8 protein-coding genes and 1 pseudogene are annotated in these 17,716 nt (G+C 61.6%); 8 read left to right on the plus strand and 1 reads right to left on the minus strand.

Translation table 11 applies throughout. The features are described 5' to 3' along the window. The first annotated feature begins 75 nt into the window (after window positions 1–75). From SOP97_RS16225 to SOP97_RS16260, 8 genes are all read left to right on the plus strand, one after another. Window positions 76–1,803, plus strand: coding sequence for an autotransporter assembly complex protein TamA (locus SOP97_RS16225; protein ID WP_322950143.1), 1,728 nt, complete (start codon window positions 76–78; stop codon window positions 1,801–1,803). Further along, window positions 1,800–5,468, plus strand: coding sequence for a translocation/assembly module TamB domain-containing protein (locus tag SOP97_RS16230; protein ID WP_322950144.1), 3,669 nt, complete (start codon window positions 1,800–1,802; stop codon window positions 5,466–5,468). The genes SOP97_RS16225 and SOP97_RS16230 overlap by 4 nt, the downstream gene beginning before the upstream one ends. A gap of 293 nt (window positions 5,469–5,761) precedes the next feature. Next, window positions 5,762–7,105 carry an alanine/glycine:cation symporter family protein gene (locus tag SOP97_RS16235; RefSeq protein WP_274086594.1) on the plus strand — a complete coding sequence of 448 codons (1,344 nt, stop codon included), beginning with the start codon at window positions 5,762–5,764 and terminating at the stop codon, window positions 7,103–7,105. Window positions 7,106–7,248: 143 nt separating this feature from the next. Continuing rightward, entirely contained in the window at window positions 7,249–7,749 is a 501-nt protein-coding gene (gene tpx, locus SOP97_RS16240) for a thiol peroxidase (RefSeq protein WP_274086593.1), read from the plus strand. Window positions 7,750–7,973: 224 nt separating this feature from the next. Then, window positions 7,974–9,203 (plus strand): MdtA/MuxA family multidrug efflux RND transporter periplasmic adaptor subunit, encoded by a 1,230-nt coding sequence (locus tag SOP97_RS16245; RefSeq protein ID WP_274086592.1) that lies wholly within the window; start codon window positions 7,974–7,976, stop codon window positions 9,201–9,203. Next, window positions 9,200–12,298, plus strand: a complete 3,099-nt coding sequence (locus SOP97_RS16250) for an MdtB/MuxB family multidrug efflux RND transporter permease subunit (RefSeq protein WP_274086591.1) — start codon at window positions 9,200–9,202, stop codon at window positions 12,296–12,298. The genes SOP97_RS16245 and SOP97_RS16250 overlap by 4 nt, the downstream gene beginning before the upstream one ends. Then, window positions 12,295–15,402: an efflux RND transporter permease subunit gene (locus SOP97_RS16255; RefSeq protein ID WP_322950145.1), complete on the plus strand. Its 3,108-nt coding sequence runs from the start codon at window positions 12,295–12,297 to the stop codon at window positions 15,400–15,402. The genes SOP97_RS16250 and SOP97_RS16255 overlap by 4 nt, the downstream gene beginning before the upstream one ends. Next, complete coding sequence (locus tag SOP97_RS16260; protein WP_322950146.1) at window positions 15,399–16,898, plus strand: efflux transporter outer membrane subunit; 1,500 nt, start codon at window positions 15,399–15,401, stop codon at window positions 16,896–16,898. The genes SOP97_RS16255 and SOP97_RS16260 overlap by 4 nt, the downstream gene beginning before the upstream one ends. Here the strand turns inward: SOP97_RS16260 and SOP97_RS16265 are convergent. Further along, a pseudogene (locus SOP97_RS16265) lies at window positions 16,846–17,697 on the minus strand (LysR family transcriptional regulator). The gene SOP97_RS16260 and the pseudogene SOP97_RS16265 overlap by 53 nt on opposite strands. Window positions 17,698–17,716: the final 19 nt, after the last annotated feature.

The following is a 17,716-nucleotide window of genomic DNA, read 5'->3' on the forward strand; positions in this document are numbered from 1 at the left end:
AAGATGCCGTGCCGCGCCACTAAAGCGCAGCCAGATGCTCTAAATCGGCCTCTGGCTCGTGCTAGCATCGCCTCCATGGCTGTTTTTTCTAACTTCTTTGCTGGGTTTTTCCTTCTCTTGCTGAGTGCTACGGCCCTGGCCGAAGCACAGCTGCGCGTGCGCGTTGAACCGGCCAATAGTGCGCTGAAAAGCAATATTGAAGGCTATATCGGTAGCCTCGGTGAGCGTCATGCCGAGGCCCTGCAGCGTTATCGTCGGGTGGCCGAGGGCCAGGCGGAAAAAGCCGCCCAGGCCTTGGGCTACTACCAGACGCAGATCACCACAGAGGTCAGCGACGGTGCCACGCCGCGGCTGACCGTGCGGGTTCAGCCTGGTGCGCCGGTGTTGCTGCGTGACGTGGTGGTGCGTGTTGATGGCCCTGCGGCGCAGTTGCGTGCCTTCCGCACCCCCGATGACCCGCAACTGCGCAGCGGCGCGCAGCTTAATCATGGGCGTTACGATGCGGCCAAGCGGGACATCCAGAACCAAGCCTCACGCTATGGTTTTTTTGCCGGGCGTTTCACTCAACAACGTCTGACCATCGACCCGGATGCCGGGGTTGCCGATATCGAGCTGGTCTATGACAGTGGCCCGCGCTACCAGCTCGGTGCCGTGCGTTTTCTTGGTGACGCGCCCTTCGATGAGAAACTGTTGCAACGCATGGTGCCGTTCCCGGCTAATTGCCCCTATGACTCTGCGCTGATTGCCAAGTTGTATCAGGCGCTGCGCTCCAGTGGTTATTTTGAGTCGGTGCAGGTGGATGCCAACCCGAGCAGCGCGGCGGCCGAGCAGATTCCGGTCGAGGTTCAGCTGCAGGTGCGTAAACCCCGCAGCATGGGGCTGGGTGTGGGGTTTTCCACTGATGTCGGCCCGCGCGGCAAAGGTAACTGGACCCGGCACTGGGCCAACCCGCAGGGGCACAGTTATGGCGCGGAGTTCGAACTGTCGGCCCCGCGGCAGAATGTCGGTCTGTGGTACGACATACCGCTGGACCCACCGCTGACCGATAAATTGCGCGTGGCCGGTGGCTATCAGGCAGAAGATTTAGCCGATACCGACAGCAGCAGCCGCCTGTTGACCTTCGGCCCGGAATGGCACAGCAAACTCGATAGCGGTTGGCAGCGGGTGGTGTCGCTTATGTGGCGGCACGAACAATACGATCTGGGTGACGACGCCGGTACCAGCACACTGTTAATGCCCGGCATCAGCTACTCCTACCTGCAGAGTGACAATCAGATCGACCCCAATCACGGTTACCGCCTGCAGCTGGATCTGGCTGGGGCTGCTAAAGGGTTGCTGTCCGACGCCAATGTGCTGCACGGCAATGTTCAGCTCAAAGGGCTGACCACCGTATTCAAACGTCACCGCTTGCTGGGCCGGGTGCAAGTGGGCGGTACGGAGTCCAATGGCTTTGCTCGGGTGCCACCGTCGCTGCGTTTCTTCGCCGGTGGTGACCAGAGCGTGCGCGGTTATGACTACCAGAGCCTGTCACCGGAAAATAGCCAAGGGGACAAGGTGGGCGGCCGCTATCTGTTTACCAGCAGCGTGGAATACCAATACAGCCTGACCGAGCGCTGGCGCTTGGCGAGTTTTGTCGACCAGGGTAATACCTTCGATTCGTTACAGCTCCCGTCGCTGAAAAGCGCTGTGGGCGTTGGCGTGCGTTGGGTCTCGCCACTCGGTCCGTTGCGTCTCGACTTGGCGCACCCGCTGGATGATCAGGGCGGCATCCGCCTGCACTTTTCCATGGGCCCGGAACTGTGACGCGCCGGCTGCGCTATGGCCTTTACGGCTTACTCGGGGGGCTGCTTGTTGTGTGCAGCGGCCTGAGCCTGCTGCTGGGTACGCAGGGCGGCAGCCGCTGGTTACTGGAGCAGGTGCCGGGCTTACAGGTCGAGGGCTTTAACGGCCGCTTGGCCGGGCGCTGGAGCGCGGCAAACTTGCGCTGGCAGCAGGGGCAAAACAGCGCGCAGCTGATCTCGCCGAGCCTGGCCTGGTCGCCTGCCTGCTTGCTGCGCCTGACGCTGTGCATCGGACAGCTGCACAGCGGGCCGATCACCTTGGAGTTACCAGCAGATGAGCAGGCCAGCAACGAGCCATTCAGTCTGCCAGACCTGAGCCTGCCCCTGGCGTTGCAACTGGGTGATGTGCAGATCTACAGCCTGCAGCTCAACGGCGTCGAACAGCTACGGGCCTTGCAGTTGGCTGCACGCTGGACGGCGCAAGGTATCCAGCTCGATAACCTCAGCCTGCACGCCGCTGACCTCGACCTGGCTCTGCAAGGGCAGGTGCACACCACGGGTAACTGGCCCTTGCAGCTCAGCGGGCAACTGCAATTACCGGCGCCTGAGCAGCAAGCCTGGCCTGTAACGCTTGAGCTCAGCGGCGAGTTACGTGAGCGGCTGCAACTAAGGGCGAGCAGCAGCGGTTACCTGCAGGGCGAATTAAGCGGCTGGCTGCAGCCTTTGGTAGAAGACCTGCCTGCGCAACTGCGCTTGCAGGTCGCAGCCTTTAAGGCCAGCGCTGAACTGCCGGACAGCCTGACTCTTGAGCAGCTTGAGTTGACGGCCCAGGGCGATTTGCAGGCGGGTTATCAGGTTATCGGCAGTGCCAGTTTGCCGGCCGTCGAAGGGCCTGTGGCTTTGGCGCTGGCGGGTGTGGTCAAGGCTGACGGTGCGGATGTCAGTAACCTCAGCCTGACTGCCAGCCCTGAGCAGCAGGTAGAGCTCAGCGGCGAGCTGAACTGGCAGCAGGGCCTGAGCCTGGACAGCCGCTTCACATGGCAGAACTTCCCCTGGCAGCGCCTTTACCCACTGAGCGAGGCGCCGCCCGTGGCGCTGCGTACGTTAAAAGGTGAGTTGGCCTATCAGGCTGGCAATTATCTGGGGCATTTCGCCGCCGAGTTGGATGGCCCAGCAGGCGCGTTTAGCCTGCAAAGCCCGCTGAGTGGAGATCTGCAGCATCTGTACCTGCCCGAGCTGCGCCTGCAGGCCGGGCAGGGCCGCGCCGAAGGTCAGGTCAGCCTGGGTTTTGCCGAGCAACTGAGCTGGGATGTACGTTTGCTGTTGAGCGAGCTTGACCCGGCCTATTGGCTGGCCGAGCTGCCGGGCAACCTGGCCGGCCCTGTGAACAGCTCCGGGAGCCTGCTTGATGGGCAGCCCACACTCAGCGCCGATATCGACCTCAAGGGGCGCCTGCGCGGGCAGCCGGCCACGTTGCTGGCAAAATTTGCCGGCGGTTTGCAGCAGGGCGAGCTGAGTGCGTTGGACGTGCGCCTGGGTGATAACCGTATCAGCGGTAAAGCGGCCTTGCAGGAGCAGCTAAGCGGCCAATTGTTGTTGGCGATGCCGCGCCTGGGGCAACTCTGGCCTGGTTTGCAGGGCCAGCTCAGCGGCCAGCTGGACCTGGCCGGCAACCTGCAAGCGCCTCAAGGCCAATTGCAGCTGCAAGGTCAGCGTTTGGCCTATGCCGACCAGCGTCTGCAACAGCTCAGCCTCGATGCGCGCCTGAACCGTGTCCAGCGCGGCCAGTTAACCCTGCAGGCCCTGGGCATCCAGCTTGGCGAGACTGATCTGGGCCGCCTCGATGTCACAGCCAATGGCGATCAGCACCAGCAAAGCCTTGAGTTGCAACTGCAAGGCCCCTTAGTGCAAAGCCAGCTGGCGTTGGCTGGCAAACTGGATAAAGGCAACTGGCGCGGCAGTCTCAGTCGCGGCCAGGTGCAAAGTGGTGGTCAGGACTGGCGCCTGCAACAGCCGGCTTCACTGGTGCGCCTGGCCAGCGGCCAGCTTAGCCTCGGCGCGCATTGCTGGCGTTCGGGCAACGCCAGCCTGTGCGGCGGTGAGCAGCGCCTGTTGCCGGAGCCTAAGTTAAGCGTTCAGCTCAGTAATTTGCCGATGGATAGCCTGGCGCCGTGGTTACCCAAGGATTTCACCTGGCAAGGGCAACTCAATGGTCAACTGCAGCTTGAACTGCCAGCCAGCGGCCCGAATGGTCGCCTGCAGCTGGATGCTGGCAGCGGCATCTGGCGTGTCCGCGATCAGCAACAGTGGCTGGAGTTCGCCTATGACAGCCTGCGCCTGAATACCCAAATTCGTCCGCAACGCATCGACAGTTCACTGCTGTTGCGTGGCCCAGCTATTGGCGAGCTGGCCCTGGACGCCACGCTTGATCCGCGTCCGGCGAGCAAACCGCTGTCTGGCAGTTTCCGTCTCAACGGCCTGGACCTGGCACTGGTTCGGCCCTTTGTGCCGATGGTTGAGCGTATCGCCGGGCAGCTCAATGGTGCGGGCACGCTGTCGGGTGGGCTTTTAGCGCCGCAGATCAACGGCAACCTGCGCGTCAGCAATGGCGAAATCGCTGGCGGCGAATTGCCCATGAACATCGAACAGCTACAACTCCAGGCCCGTATTGAGGGCGAACGATTACTGCTGGACGGTGATTGGCGCAGTAGCGAACAGGGCCAGGGCAGCCTTAACGGCGAGCTGAACTGGGCCGCTGGTTTAACCGCAGACATGCAATTGCGGGGTAGCCGGCTGCCGGTGGCGGTGGAACCTTATGCGGCGCTGGAGGTTGAGCCAGACTTGCGTTTGAGCTTGCGCGATGAGCAGTTGTCGGTGGCGGGCAAGGTGCTGATTCCCAGCGGCAAGATTGAGATCCGCGAGCTGCCGCCCTCAACCGTGCAGATTTCCAGCGATGCGCATGTGCTGGGGCGTGACCGTGCGCAGCAGCAGCCCACGGCGATTGCCATGGACATTGATGTCGAGGTTGGTCAGGAACGCCTGACCTTCAGTGGTTTTGGCTTGAATGCCGAGCTGAAAGGCCGTGTGCACATCAGCAATGACCTGGACACGCGCGGTGAGTTGAGCCTGAATAAAGGACGTTTCCGCGCCTATGGTCAGCGCCTGAATGTGCGCCGCGCGCGCTTGCTGTTCGCCGGCCCCATCGACCAGCCGTTTCTCGATATTGAGGCCATCCGCCAGGTTGATGATGTCACCGCGGGTCTGCGCCTCAGCGGTAATGCCGCGCAACCGACCACTGTGGTGTTTTCCGAGCCGGCGATGAGCCAGGAGCAGGCGCTGTCCTATTTGGTCATGGGTCGTCCGCTGGGGCAGGGCGGTGGTGACAACAATATGCTCGCCCAGGCCGCACTGGCCCTTGGCATGGCCGGCAGCGCGCCGCTGATCAACAACCTGGCGCAAGGTTTGGGGATCAGCGATTTCCAGCTGGATACCGAGGGTTCCGGGGTGACCACCAGTGTGGTCGCCAGCGGTAACTTGTCTGAGCGCCTGAGCCTGCGCTATGGCGTGGGGGTGTTTGAGCCGGCTAACACCATTGCCTTGCGCTATGAACTGAGCCGCAAGCTCTATCTCGAGGCTGCCAGCGGCCTTGCCAGTTCCCTGGATTTATTCTATCGACGGGATTTTTAGCCGCTGTTTGTGCGGACAAACGCTGGATTAAGCCAGTTAATTCGCGTTTAAATTGCGCACCGCGCTCAAAACGTCTGAGCGTTGAAATCTAAACGGTGAAAATCACTATCACAGTCTCCCTATACTGGCTGCCGCTGAGCACTGGGCAGCCGTTGCGCTGACTGGTATAGCCCGATTCGCTGTTTGCCCGCGCACCAACCCGGCTCGCGTTTGCCTAACAGCGTTGCCTACCCGGCAATCGGATAAGCGATGGGTACCCACCTCGCGTTCACTAAAACAATAAGGAAATGAGCATGGAATTCGTCAACACCCTGGTTAATCAACTCAATGGCGTGGTCTGGGGGCCACCCATGCTGGTGCTGATTCTCGGCACCGGCCTGTTCCTCATGCTGCGCCTTAAATTTATGCCGCTGAGCAAGATCGGCGCTGGCTTCAAACTGATGTGGCAAGGCCGCAAGAAAGGCGATGAGGAAAGCGGCGAAATCAGCCCCTTCCAGGCGCTGATGACCTGCCTGGCTGCCACTGTGGGTACCGGTAACATCGCCGGTGTGGCCACCGCGATCTTCCTCGGTGGTCCGGGCGCACTGTTCTGGATGTGGTGCACCGCATTGGTCGGCATGGCCACCAAGTACTGCGAAGTGGTACTGGCGGTGCACTACCGTGAGAAGGACAAGCGCGGCGAGCACGTTGGCGGGCCGATGTACGCGATCAAAAACGGCCTGGGCAAAAAGTGGCTGTGGCTGGGTACGGCATTCGCCATTTTCGGCGGCTTTGCTGGTTTCGGTATCGGCAACATGGTGCAGGTCAACAGCATGGCCGCGGCCCTGCAAACCACCTTCAACGTACCGTTGTGGGCCACCGGTTTGGTCACCATGGTCTTTGTTGGCCTGGTGATCCTTGGCGGTATCAAGCGCATCGGTAAGGTCGCTGCGACCCTGGTGCCGTTTATGTGCGTGGCCTACATCATTGCCGCGTTCGTGGTGCTTGTGGTGAACGCCTCTGAGATTCCAGCAGCCTTCGAAATGATCTTCACCTATGCCTTTAGCCCAGCCGCTGCCACCGGTGGTTTTGCCGGTGCAGCAGTTATGGCGGCGATTCGCTTCGGTGTGGCACGCGGTATCTTCTCCAACGAAGCGGGCCTGGGTACTGCTGGTATCGCGCAGGCGGCCGGTACCACCAACAGCCCGGTGCGTTCGGGGATGATCGGCATGCTCGGGACCTTTATCGACACCATCATCATCTGCTCGATGACCGGTCTGGCGATCATCACCTCCGGTGTATGGACCAGCGGTGAAAGCGGTGCGGCACTCTCGGCGGCGGCCTTTGAATCGGCCATGCCGGGCGTCGGTGGCTACATTCTGACCATTGCTCTGGTGGTGTTTGCCTTTACCACCATTCTCGGTTGGAGCTACTTCGGCGAGAAGTGCTGGGAATACATGGTTGGCACCAAGTCGATCATGCCGTTTCGCATTCTCTGGGTGCTGGCGGTGCCGTTCGGTGCGATTGCCCAGCTGGATTTCGCCTGGTTGGTGGCCGATACCCTCAACGGCCTGATGGCGATTCCTAACCTGTTGTCGCTGATACTGCTGAGCCCGATCGTGGTCAAACTGACCAAGGATTATTTCGCTAAAAATTGATGTGCCGTATGACTGAGCAGGGTAGTCTGACTTTCTGGTCAGTTCTCCCTGCCCGTCTTCAAGAGGGCGCGGGCTTGCCATTTGGTGGGTTCGCGCCCTTACTTGTTAACCGTCTCCAATTTCGCTGAAAAAGGATTGTTCCAATGGCACAAGTCACCCTTAAAGGTTCCCCGGTTGAAGTCGCTGGTCAACTGCCACAGGTGGGCCAGCAAGCCCCCGCTTTCAGCCTGGTCGCCGGCGACCTGAGCGATGTGAGCCTGGCCAGTCTGGCCGGTAAGCGCAAAGTGCTGAATATTTTCCCAAGCGTCGATACCCCGACCTGCGCCACGTCCGTGCGTACGTTCAACGCCAATGCCAGCAAGCTGGCCAACACCGTGGTGTTGTGCATCTCCACCGACCTGCCGTTCGCCCAGGCGCGTTTCTGCGGTGCTGAAGGTCTGGAAAACGTGATCAACCTGTCGACCATGCGCGGCGCTGAGTTCCTCAAGGACTACGGCGTGGCCATTGCCAGCGGTCCACTGGTGGGCGTTGCTGCCCGTGCGGTCGTAGTGCTGGATGAAAACGACAAAGTGCTGCACAGCGAGCTGGTTGCTGAAATTGCTGACGAGCCGAACTACGAAGCTGCAATGGCTGTACTCAAGTAAGCGCACACTTCGCATCATCGACGGCCTGCTTTGCAGGCCGTTTTTATTTATGGCTTGTTATCCCGGCGGGTCGTTGCGATGCGAGGCTGAACGCCAATCCGACGATTTTCTATTCGGATCAGATATTTAGTTACGTAAGAGAAAGGTAAATAGGCGGTAAAGAACCTTTGCACGGGAGCTGATAGTCAATATCGTTCAGGCTCCCCAAGGAAGTGATCGTCGCCATGCCTGATACACAGCTCAGCAACCGTACCCGTAACCTGTCGCGCCAATGGCTGATTGGCCTGCTTGCGCTCGCCGCGCTGAGCCTGCTGCTCTGGTGGTTTTGGCCCAGTGCAGAACAAGGCCCGGAAATGGGCCGTGGCCGTTTTGGCGATATGGGCCCGGTACCGGTGCGCGTGGCCAGTGTGAGCCAGGGTGATTTCCCGGTTGAGCTCAAAGCCCTGGGCACGGTCACGGCCTATAACACGGTGAATGTGCGCGGCCGGGTAGATGGCCAATTGGTCAAACTGCTGTTTAAGGATGGTCAGCAGGTCAAGGCGGGTGAGCTGCTCGCGGTGATTGACCCGCGGCCCTATGAAATCGCCCTGCAGCAGGCGCAGGGCGCACTGCAAGAGCGCCAGGCGCAGCTGCGTAATGCCGAGCTGGACCTTAAGCGCTACCGCGGGCTATACGCCGAAGACTCAATAGCCAAGCAGGCGCTCGACACCCAGGAAGCGCTGGTTAACCAGTACCGCGGCAACCTCAAGAGCTTGCAGGCGGATGTCGCCACCGCGCGGCTTAACCTCGATTTCACTCAGGTGCGCGCACCGATCAGCGGCCGCCTGGGTATGCGTCAGGCGGATGTCGGTAACTTGGTTGGTTCCGGCGATACCCTGCCATTGGTAGTCATCACCCAGACCCTGCCCATTGCCGTGATGTTCACCCTGCCGGAAGCCGAACTGCCAGCGGTGGTGCAACAAATGCGTACCGGCAATACCTTGGCTGTCGAGGCCTGGGATCGCAGTGAAAAACTCAAACTGGCCGAAGGCGAGCTGGAAAGCCTCGACAACCTTATCGACACCGCCACCGGCACGATCAAACTCAAGGCGCGCTTCGCCAATGCCGAAGAGCAGCTCTTCCCCAATCAATTCGTCAACGTTCGCTTGCGGGTGAAAACCCTGCAAAACGTCACGCTGATGCCCGCCGCCGCGCTGCAGTTCGGCGCCAGTGGCACCTTCGCCTATGTTGTGGACGAAGAAGACAAGGTGCAGCTGACGCCAATCAGCGTCGGCCCCAGCGATGGTCAACTCAGCGTGGTGGAGCAGGGCCTCAAACCGGGCGATCGCCTGGTGCTGGAAGGCACTGACCGCCTGCGCTCCGGCAACAAGGTCGAGGTAATCGGCGATAAACCGGTTACTGCCCAGAAGGACGTGGCTACGCCTGAGCGCATGGGAGCGCCGCGCGCCCAATGAACGCCTCTCGCCTGTTTATCCTGCGCCCGGTCGCCACCACGCTGATCATGCTGGCGATATTCCTCAGCGGCCTGATCGCTTACCGGATGCTGCCTGTCTCGGCGCTGCCGGAAGTGGATTACCCGACCATTCGGGTGCTGACCCTGTATCCAGGCGCCAGCCCCGATGTGATGACCAGTGCGGTCACCGCGCCGCTTGAGCGCCAGTTCGGCCAGATGGCCGGGCTAAAGCAGATGTCCTCGACCAGCTCCGGCGGCGCCTCGGTGATCAGCCTGCGCTTCAACCTGGAGGTGAAGCTGGATGTCGCTGAGCAGGACGTGCAGGCCGCGATCAACGGCGCGAGTAACCTGCTGCCCAGCGATCTGCCGGCGCCGCCGGTGTACAACAAGGTCAACCCGGCTGACACCCCGGTGCTGACCCTGGCCATCAGCTCGAAAACCCTGCCATTGCCGCAAGTGTTTGACTTGGTCGACACCCGCCTGGCGCAAAAACTCGCGCAAACCAGCGGTGTTGGTCTGGTCACCCTGGCGGGTGGGCAGCGTCCGGCGGTGCGCCTGCGGGTCAACCCTGAGGCCTTGGCGTCCTACGGTTTGAACCTCAGCGATGTGCGCACGCTGATCACCGCCAGTAACGTCAACCAGCCCAAAGGCAACTTCGACGGGCCGACCCGGGTGTCGCAACTGGATGCCAACGACCAGCTGAAATCTGTCGATGAATACCGCGAGCTGATACTGGGCTACAAGGACGGCGCCACGCTGCGCCTGAAAGACGTCGCAGACATCATCGATGGCGCCGAGAACCAGCGCCTAGCCGCCTGGGCCAATCGCAACGAGGCCGTATTGGTTAACGTGCAGCGCCAGCCCGGCGCCAACGTGATTGATGTGGTTGACCGTATCCAAACGCTGCTGCCCCACCTGACCCAGGGCTTGCCGGCCAGTGTTGAGGTCAGCGTGCTGACCGACCGCACCGAGACCATCCGCGCCGCAGTCAAGGGCGTGCAGCATGAACTGCTGCTGGCCATCGCCCTGGTGGTGCTGGTGACCTTTCTGTTTCTGCGCAAGCTCTCGGCCACGCTGATTCCGTCCATTGTCGTGCCGCTGTCGCTGATTGGCACCTTCGGCGTGATGTACCTAGCGGGTTTCACCATCAACAACCTGACGCTGATGGCCCTGACCATCGCCACCGGCTTTGTGGTGGACGATGCCATCGTCATGCTGGAGAACATCGCCCGCCATCTGGAGGAGGGCGAAACGCCGCTGAATGCCGCGTTAAAAGGCGCCAAGCAAATCGGCTTTACCCTGGTGTCGCTGACCATCTCGCTGATTGCAGTGCTGATTCCACTGCTGTTTATGGCCGATGTGGTCGGGCGGCTGTTCCGTGAGTTCGCCATCACCCTGGCGGTGGCCATCCTGATCTCGCTGGTGATTTCCCTGACCCTGACGCCGATGATGTGCGCGCGCTTGCTTAAGGCCGAAAAGCCTGAGGAAGAAGGGCGCTTCTACCGTGCGGCCGGCGCCGTGATTGACCGCATGATCGCGCAATATGGCGTGTGGCTAACCTGGGTGCTCAAGCATCAACCGCTGACGCTTTTAGTCGCCATTGGCACGATGGCGTTGACCGTGCTGTTGTACCTGGCAGTGCCGAAGGGCTTCTTTCCGGTGCAGGACACGGGCGTTATCCAGGGCATTTCCGAGGCGCCGCAGTCGATTTCCTTCAAGGCCATGAGCGAGCGCCAACAGCGCCTGGCCGAGGTGGTTTTGCAGGATCCGGCCGTCGCCAGCCTGTCGTCCTACATCGGCGTAGATGGCGATAACCCCACGCTCAATAGCGGCCGCCTGTTAATCAACCTGACGCCACGGGCCGAGCGCGATGTCAGCGCCAGTCAGATCATCGAACGCCTGCGCCCCGAGTTGGCGCGGATTCCCGGTATCGAGCTGTATCTGCAGCCGGTGCAAGACCTGTCCATCGAGGATCGGGTCAGTCGCACGCAGTTCCAGTTCAGCATGGAGTCGCCGGATATCAGCCTGCTCGAAGAGTGGGTGCCCAAGCTGGTCAGCGCGCTGCGTGAGCAGCCGGAGCTGACTGACGTGGCCAGCGACCTGCAAAACCGTGGCCTGCAGATGTTTCTGCAGATCGATCGCGACATGGCCGGGCGCCTCGGGGTGAGTGTGGCGGACATCGATAACGCCCTGTACGACGCTTTCGGCCAGCGGCAGATCTCGACCATCTACACCCAGGCCAGCCAGTACCGCGTGGTGCTGGAAAGCGAAAACGCCGGCAGCATCGGCCCGGCGGCGCTGCGGCAGATTCACGTCAAGGCTGCTGATGGCCAACAGGTCGCTTTGTCGAGCCTGGCCCAGGTCGAGGAACGTGCGGCCAGCCTGCTGATCAACCATATCGGTCAATTCCCCGCGGCCACCCTGTCATTCAACCTGGCGAGTGGCGTATCGCTGGGTGAGGCGGTGGCGGTGATTGAGCGCATCAAGCAGGAGATCGGCATTCCAGCGGCGGTGCAGACGCGCTTTCAGGGCGCCGCCGAAGCCTTCCGCGCCTCGCTGTCGAGCACCTTGCTGCTGATTCTCGCGGCCATCATCACCATGTACATCGTGCTCGGTGTGCTCTACGAGAGCTATATCCACCCGATCACCATTCTCTCCACCTTGCCCTCGGCGGGAGTCGGCGCGCTGCTGGCGTTGCTGATCAGCGGTAACGAGCTGGGGTTGATTGCGATTATTGGCATCATCTTGCTGATCGGCATCGTCAAGAAGAACGCGATCATGATGATCGACTTCGCCCTCGACGCCGAACGCAACCAGGGCATGCAGCCGGAAGCGGCGATTTACCAGGCGGCGTTGCTGCGTTTCCGGCCGATTCTGATGACCACTCTGGCGGCGCTGTTTGGCGCGATCCCGCTGATGCTGGCGACCGGCTCCGGGGCGGAGCTGCGCCAGCCGCTGGGCTTGGTGATGGTCGGTGGGTTAATGCTGAGCCAGGTACTGACGCTGTTCACCACGCCAGTGATCTACCTGTATTTTGATCGGCTTTCGCGGCGTATCAGTGGTCGCAGCGCGGCCGGGCTTGTGGTCAGCCGATGAACCTTTCTGCGCCCTTTATCCGCCGGCCAGTCGCCACCTTGCTGCTGAGCCTGGCAATTCTGCTGCTCGGCGGCGTCAGCTTCGGCCTGCTGTCGGTAGCGCCGTTGCCGCAGATGGATTTCCCGACCATCACCGTGCAGGCCAGCCTGCCGGGCGCTAGCCCGCAAATCATGGCCTCCAGTGTGGCCACACCGTTGGAACGCTCACTCGGCACCATCGCCGGCATCAGCCAGATGAACAGCCGCAGCAGCCAGGGCAGCACGCGGATCATGATCCAGTTCGATCTGGATCGCGATATCAACGCCGCCGCCCGTGAGGTGCAGGCCGCCATCAACGCCTCGCGCGAGCTGTTGCCCAGCGGTATGCGCAGCATGCCCACCTACGCCAAGGTCAACCCGTCGCAAGCACCGATCATGGTGCTGTCGCTGTCCAGCGATGTACTCGATAAGGGCCAACTGTATGACGTGGCCTCGACCATCCTGGCGCAGAAACTCGCGCAGGTAACCGGCGTGGGTGAAGTGCAAATCGGCGGCAGCTCCTTGCCCGCCGTGCGCGTGGCCCTGGAGCCACGCCTGCTCGATCACTACGGCATTGCCCTGGATGAAGTACGCCAGAGCATCAGCGCGGCCAACGCCAAACGGCCGAAAGGTGCAGTGGAGGATGCCGAGCGGCACTGGCAGGTGCAGGCCAGTGATCAGCTGGAAAAAGCCGCCGATTACCTGCCGCTGATTATTCGCTACCAGGACGGCGCCGCGGTGCGCCTGGGCGATGTGGCGACCGTTACCGATGGCGTAGAGAACCGCTATAACAGCGGCTTTTTCAACGATGAGCAGGCGGTGCTGCTGGTGATTAACCGGCAGACCGGCGCCAATATCATTGAAACAATCGCCGGCATCCGCGAGCAGTTACCGGCGCTGCAAGCGGTGATCCCCGCCAGTATCACCTTGCAGGTGGCCATGGATCGCTCGCCGGTGATCACCGCGACCCTGCATGAGGCCGAGCAAACCCTGCTGATCGCCGTGGTGCTGGTGATTCTGGTGGTGTTCGCCTTCCTCGGGCGTTGGCGCGCCGCACTCATTCCCGCCCTGGCTGTGCCGGTGTCATTGGTCGGCACCTTTGCTGTGATGTACCTGCTGGATTTCTCCCTGAATAACCTGTCGCTGATGGCGCTGATCATCGCCACCGGCCTGGTGGTGGACGATGCCATCGTCGTGCTGGAGAACATCTCGCGGCATATCGAAGCTGGGGAAACGCCCATGGCTGCAGCCTTCAAGGGCGCGCGCGAGGTGGGCTTCACCTTGCTGGCGATGAACCTCTCCTTGGTCGCGGTGTTTATCTCGATCCTGTTTATGGGCGGCATCGTCGAGCGTTTGTTCCGCGAGTTTTCCATCACCCTGGCCGTGGCCATCGTGATTTCCCTGTTAGTGTCGCTGACCCTGACGCCGATGCTCTGCGCACGCTGGCTCAAGGCAGAAACTGCCGAACACCAGCCCAGCGCCATGCAGCGTTGGGGCGGGGCCGTGCAGACGCGCGTGCTGGGGTTCTATCAACGCAGCCTGGACTGGGCGCTAAAGCATTCCTTGCTGATGCTGTTCAGCCTGCTGGCGACCATTGCGCTGAATATCTTTCTGTTTGTCAGCGTGCCAAAGACCTTTATGCCGCAGCAGGACACTGGCCAGCTGATCGGCTTTATTCGCGGCGATGACGGCCTGTCATTCCAGGTCATGCAGCCGAAAATGGAAATCTACCGCCGCGCGGTGCTGGCAGACCCGGCGGTGGACAGCGTGGCGGGCTTTATTGGCGGCAGCGGCGGGATTAATAACGCCTTTATGATCGTGCGCCTCAAGCCCATCGCAGAGCGCAAGATCGGCGCCCAGGCGGTGATCAATCGTCTGCGCAAAGAGGTGCCGAAAGTGCCGGGTGGACGGTTGTTCCTGATGCCCGACCAGGACCTGCAGATCGGTGGCCGGGAAGGGCGCAGCTCGGAAAACGAGTTCATGCTGATGTCCGGTGATCTGGATGAGTTACGCAAGTGGCTGCCGCCCGTGCGCGAGGCGTTACGTGCCTTGCCGGAGCTGACCGACATTGATGCCACGGAGGTTGAAGGTACGCAGCAGATTCGTCTGGTGGTCGAGCGCGATGTGGCCAAGCGCCTGGGCGTGGACATGAACATGATCACCGCCGTGCTCAATAATGCGTTTAGCCAGCGGCAGATTTCGACCATCTATGACAGCCTCAATCAGTACAGCGTGGTCATGGAGATCAATCCGCAGTTTGCCCAGTACCCGGAAACCCTCGAGCAGATTCAGCTGATTACCGCCGACGGTGCGCGGGTGCCGCTGTCCAGTTTCGCCCGCTGGGAGCGCAGCCTGGAAGAAGACCGGGTGAGCCACCAAGGGCAGTTTGCCGTGGAAAACATTGGCTTTTCCCTGGCCGAAGGCGTCAGCCTGGATCAAGCCAGCCAGGCCATTGAACGTGCCATCGCGCGCATCGGGTTACCCACTGACGTACAAGGCGTGCTCGGCGGCACTGGCGGGGCCTTCCAGCAGACCCAGCAAAACCAGCCGTGGATGATTCTGCTGGCCTTGGTGGTGGTGTATATCGTCCTCGGCGTGCTCTACGAGAGCTATGTGCACCCGCTGACCATCCTCTCCACCTTGCCCTCGGCCGGGGTGGGCGCACTGCTGGCGTTGCAGCTGATGAGCATCGAGTTCAGCCTGATTTCGCTGCTCGGGTTATTCCTGCTGATCGGCATCGTTAAGAAGAATGCGATTCTGATGATCGACCTGGCCCTGCAGCTGGAGCGCCAGCAGCACCTGAGCCCGGCGGAGTCGATTCGCCAGGCCTGCCTGCTGCGTTTTCGCCCAATCATGATGACCACCCTGGCGGCGATCCTTGGCGCACTGCCGCTGATGCTCAGCAGCGCCGAAGGCTCGGAAATGCGCCAGCCGCTGGGCATCACCATCGTTGGTGGCTTGGTACTGAGCCAACTGCTGACCCTGTACACCACGCCGGTGATTTACCTGTATTTCGACCGCCTGCGCCACCGGGTTAACCGCTGGCGCGGTGTGCGCACTGACGCTGCTTTGGAAACCCCGTTATGAATGTGTTGACTGCCTACCGCTTACCCGCCTTGTTGGCATTAAGTTTGGCCCTGAGTGCCTGCGCCATCGGCCCGGACTACCAGCGCCCACAGCTGCAAACCCCGGCGCAGTTCAAACAGATTGAAGGCTGGACCCAGGCCCAGCCCGGCGATGTGCTGGCGCGCGGCAGTTGGTGGCAGCTGTATGGCGATGCCGAGCTGAATGCCCTGGTTGAGCGGCTGAATATTTCTAACCAGAACCTGGCCGCCAGCGAAGCGCAGTACCGCCAGGCCCGCGCCCTGGTGCGTGGCGCGCGTGCAGCGTTCTACCCGAGCCTGTCGAGCAGCGCCGGGGCCAGCCGCAGCGGGCAGGGCACTGGCAGCCAGAATGCATCCAGCGGCACCAGTTCGAGCAGCAGCGGTGTATCCACCAACTATGACCTCAGCCTGAATGCGGCCTGGGAGCTGGACATTTGGGGCAAGCTGCGCCGCTCGCTGGAATCCAGCCGCGCCGGTTTTGAGGCCAGTGCCGCCGATCTGGCTGCACTGAAACTCAGCCTGCAATCGGAGCTGGTGCAGAACTACCTGCAATTGCGCGTGCTGGATGATCAGCAGCGCCTGCTCGATGCCACTGTCGCGGCCTATGCGCGCTCGCTGAAGCTCACGGAAAACCAGTACAACGCCGGCATCGTGCCTAAATCCGATGTCAGCCAGGCGCTGACCCAGTTGAAAAGCACCCAAGCCCAGGCGATTGACCTGCAATGGCAGCGCGCCCAGCTGGAACATGCGATTGCCGTGCTGATCGGCGTACCGCCTAGCGAGCTGAGCATCGCCGTGCGTAAGCAATTGCCAGTGCTGCCAACAATCCCCGTGGCGCTGCCATCTCAACTGCTGGAGCGCCGCCCAGATGTGGCCGCCGCCGAACGCCGGGTAATGGCCGCCAACGCCGATATCGGCGTGGCTGAAGCAGCGTGGTACCCAGACCTGACTATCTCCGCCAGCGGCGGCTACCGGGGCAGCAGCTTTGCCGACTGGATTGATCTGCCCAATCGCTTCTGGTCGCTCGGCCCGCAGCTGGCATTGACCCTGTTTGATGGTGGCGCGCGCAGCGCCGAGCTGGAACGCACGGAGGCCGCTTACGATCAGACCGTGGCGCAATACCGCCAGTCCGTACTCGACAGCTTCCGCGAAGTGGAAGACTACCTGGTGCAGCTGCGCGTGCTGCAGCAAGAAGCCGGGGTGCAGCAAGAAGCGCTGGACGCCGCGCGCGAATCCTTGCGCTTGATCGAAAACCAGTACCGCGCCGGCACGGTTGACTTCAACAGCGTGGTCAACGTGCAGGCCACCGCGCTGAATAACGAGCGCAGCAACCTGACGCTGCTAGGCAGCCGCTTAACTGCCAGCGTGCAGCTGATTGCCGCGCTCGGTGGCGGTTGGCAGCAACAGCAGTTGATGGATGAGCCGCCTACGGCTGCGCAGCAGACTGTTCCTGACACAGTTGGTACAGCCGCTCCTTGAGTAGGCTGCCGGCCTGGCCCAGGTTGGGCCGGGCATACAGCACCAGGTGCATGCCCTCAATCGCCGGCAGGCTGTCGATGATCTGGTGGTCAGCCTGCAGGACGCGCCGTGGCAGCAAACTGATGCCCAGGCCTGCCGCCACCGCCGCACAAACGCTGGCCAGGCTGGTACTGGAATAGCCAATACGCCAGTTACGAGCCTGCATCTCCAGCGTCTGGATCATTTCCTGGCGATACAAGCCGCCGGGGGCAAAGACCGCCAGCGCCAACGGCTCACGCGGCCAGGCCGGGCGCTGCCGGCTGTCGACCCAGCACAGCGGCTCCGGCCAGGCGGCCAGGCAATCACTGCCGGGGTTCATTTGTTTACTCAGCAGCAGGTCAAACTGGCCTTCGCGGTATTGCCGCAGCAGCTCCGGGCTGAGCCCGCTGCTCACCTCTAAACGCACACTGGTTTGCGTGTCGGCAAAGTCGGCGAGCAGGGGCATCAGGCGTTCGGCGGCAAAATCCTCCGGAACGCCGAGGCGCAGTACGCCCTCACTTTGCTGATTGCGCAGTACATCGTCGGCCTCATCGTGCAGCGCCAGAATGCGCCGGGCATAGCTGCACAGTTGCTCGCCTTCGGCGGTCATCAGTATCTGCCGGGCGCTGCGATCCAGCAGACGTCAGCCGAGGTTGTCCTCCAGGCGGCGTATTTGCTGGCTAACGGTCGACTGGGTGAGGTGCAGGCGTTCAGCCGCACGGGTGAAATTACCGCAGTCGGCCACGGCAACAAAACTGCGCAAGAGCAGGTGGTCGAGCATTAAAGTATTCCTGAGCCAA

This window comes from Pseudomonas spirodelae, from assembly GCF_034653255.1.
GTDB classification, from domain to species: Bacteria; Pseudomonadota; Gammaproteobacteria; order Pseudomonadales; family Pseudomonadaceae; genus Aquipseudomonas; species Aquipseudomonas spirodelae.